The following is a 1,511-nucleotide window of genomic DNA, read 5'->3' as shown; positions in this document are numbered from 1 at the left end:
GTGCGCCGGAGCAGTTGCACGCCGAGCCGCTCCTCCAATTGCTTGATCGCGGCGGTGGCGCTGGAGCGCGGCAGGCCGAGATCGGCGGCGGCAGCGGTGAAGCTGCGCCGTTCCACAACGCGGGTGAAGAGCCGCATGCTGTCGAACCTGTCCATCGGTGATTGTTCGCACAGGATGAATAGTGTTGGCAATCCGTGCCCGATTATATCGTCCAGCAAGGCGAGTATATGCATCTCCATCCAAAACAGAAGGAGTTCTCGCCATGACCACTCGCCCCATCGCCCTGATCACCGGCGGCAGCCGCGGCCTCGGCCGCAACACCGCGCTCCACCTCGCCCGCAAGGGTGTCGACGTCATCGTCACCTATCGCTCGCGCGCCGACGAAGCTGAGGCGGCTGTCGCCGAGATCGAGGCCGCCGGCGGCCGCGCCGCGGCTCTCCAACTCAATGCGGGAGCCGTCGCCACCTTCCCTGCCTTCGCCGCGGCATTGAAGAATACGCTTCAGGAAACCTGGCAGCGCGACCGCTTCGACTATCTCGTCAACAATGCCGGCACCGGCCTGCGCAAGATGATCGCCGAGACGACTGAGGAGGAATTCGACACGCTGATGAACACCCATCTCAAGGGCGTGTTCTTCCTCACCCAGGCGCTGCTGCCGCTGATCAACGATGGCGGCCGCATCATCAACATCTCAAGCGGGCTGGCCCGCTTCGCCGCTCCCGGCTCGTCGGCCTATGCGATGATGAAGGGCGGCATCGAGGTGTTCACGCGCTATCTCGCCAAGGAACTCGGCCAGCGCGGCATCACCGCCAACACCGTGGCGCCGGGCGCAATCGCCACCGACTTCAACGGCGGTCATGTGCGCGACAATGCCGAGATCAACCGCATGGTGGCCGGCGTCACCGCGCTCGGCCGCGCCGGCGTGGCCGACGACATCGGCCCGATGATCGCCTCGCTGCTGTCCGAGGACAATCGCTGGGTCAACGCCCAGCGCATCGAGGTATCGGGCGGGATGAATATCTAGGTAACCTGGCGGATCAGCCCTTCGAAGCCGTCGGCGAGATTGGCATTGCCGGCGGCGACGAAGCTCGAAAGGCTCCTGGCTCGCCCGGGGGTCTTGTTGGCATCGAGCAGCACTGCCCTGCCCTCATGCATGACAAAATCGAACTTGCCATAATCGAAACCGAGTTCACGCCTTAGCGCGCGAAGCTCGTCGGGAACCGGAACAGGTTCGCGGCGGATCGTATCGTCGCCCTTGACGAGACTTTGCGGCGAGACGTGGCGGGTGCAGCGTTCGCGTTCGCCGCAAAACAGCCAGAAGCGGGCTCCAAAGCCGTCCGGCTCCGGTTCGGGAACGAATTTTTCCACCACCAGATCCTCGCAGTCGAACACCGTCGTCGGAACATCGGCAAGCGAGCCATGGACACGATAGCTGTCCAAGGCTTCGAGGCGGGGAAACGGCTCCGGCTTGCCGATGTTCCGACGACGGTGTTCGACTGCGAGGATCTGGT

Annotated in this window: 2 protein-coding genes and 1 pseudogene; 1 reads left to right on the top strand and 2 read right to left on the bottom strand. The window is 64.1% G+C overall.

Annotated features, from left to right (window positions below):
- On the bottom strand, positions 1-155 hold a 155-nt coding region (locus EN742_RS34725; protein ID WP_148670513.1), incomplete at its 3' end, for a LysR family transcriptional regulator.
- Between the two features lie 107 nt (positions 156-262).
- Between EN742_RS34725 and EN742_RS34720 the strand changes: the two genes are divergently transcribed.
- A complete protein-coding gene (locus EN742_RS34720; RefSeq protein ID WP_127406774.1) occupies positions 263-1,024 on the top strand; it encodes an SDR family oxidoreductase in 762 nt (253 codons plus the stop codon).
- On the opposite strand, the pseudogene EN742_RS34715 reads toward EN742_RS34720, so the two are convergent.
- Positions 1,021-1,511: pseudogene (locus tag EN742_RS34715) on the bottom strand (hypothetical protein); the annotation flags it as partial. The gene EN742_RS34720 and the pseudogene EN742_RS34715 sit on opposite strands and share 4 nt — an antisense overlap.

Source organism: Mesorhizobium sp. M4A.F.Ca.ET.020.02.1.1 (genome assembly GCF_004022645.1).
GTDB lineage: Bacteria > Pseudomonadota > Alphaproteobacteria > Rhizobiales > Rhizobiaceae > Mesorhizobium.
This window is presented reverse-complemented; position numbering and strand designations above follow the sequence as displayed.

Coding starts and splice junctions, on each gene's coding strand:
- EN742_RS34720 (WP_127406774.1), top strand. CDS start 263: ATGACCACTCGCCCCATCGCCCTGATCACCGGCGGCAGCCGCGGCCTC.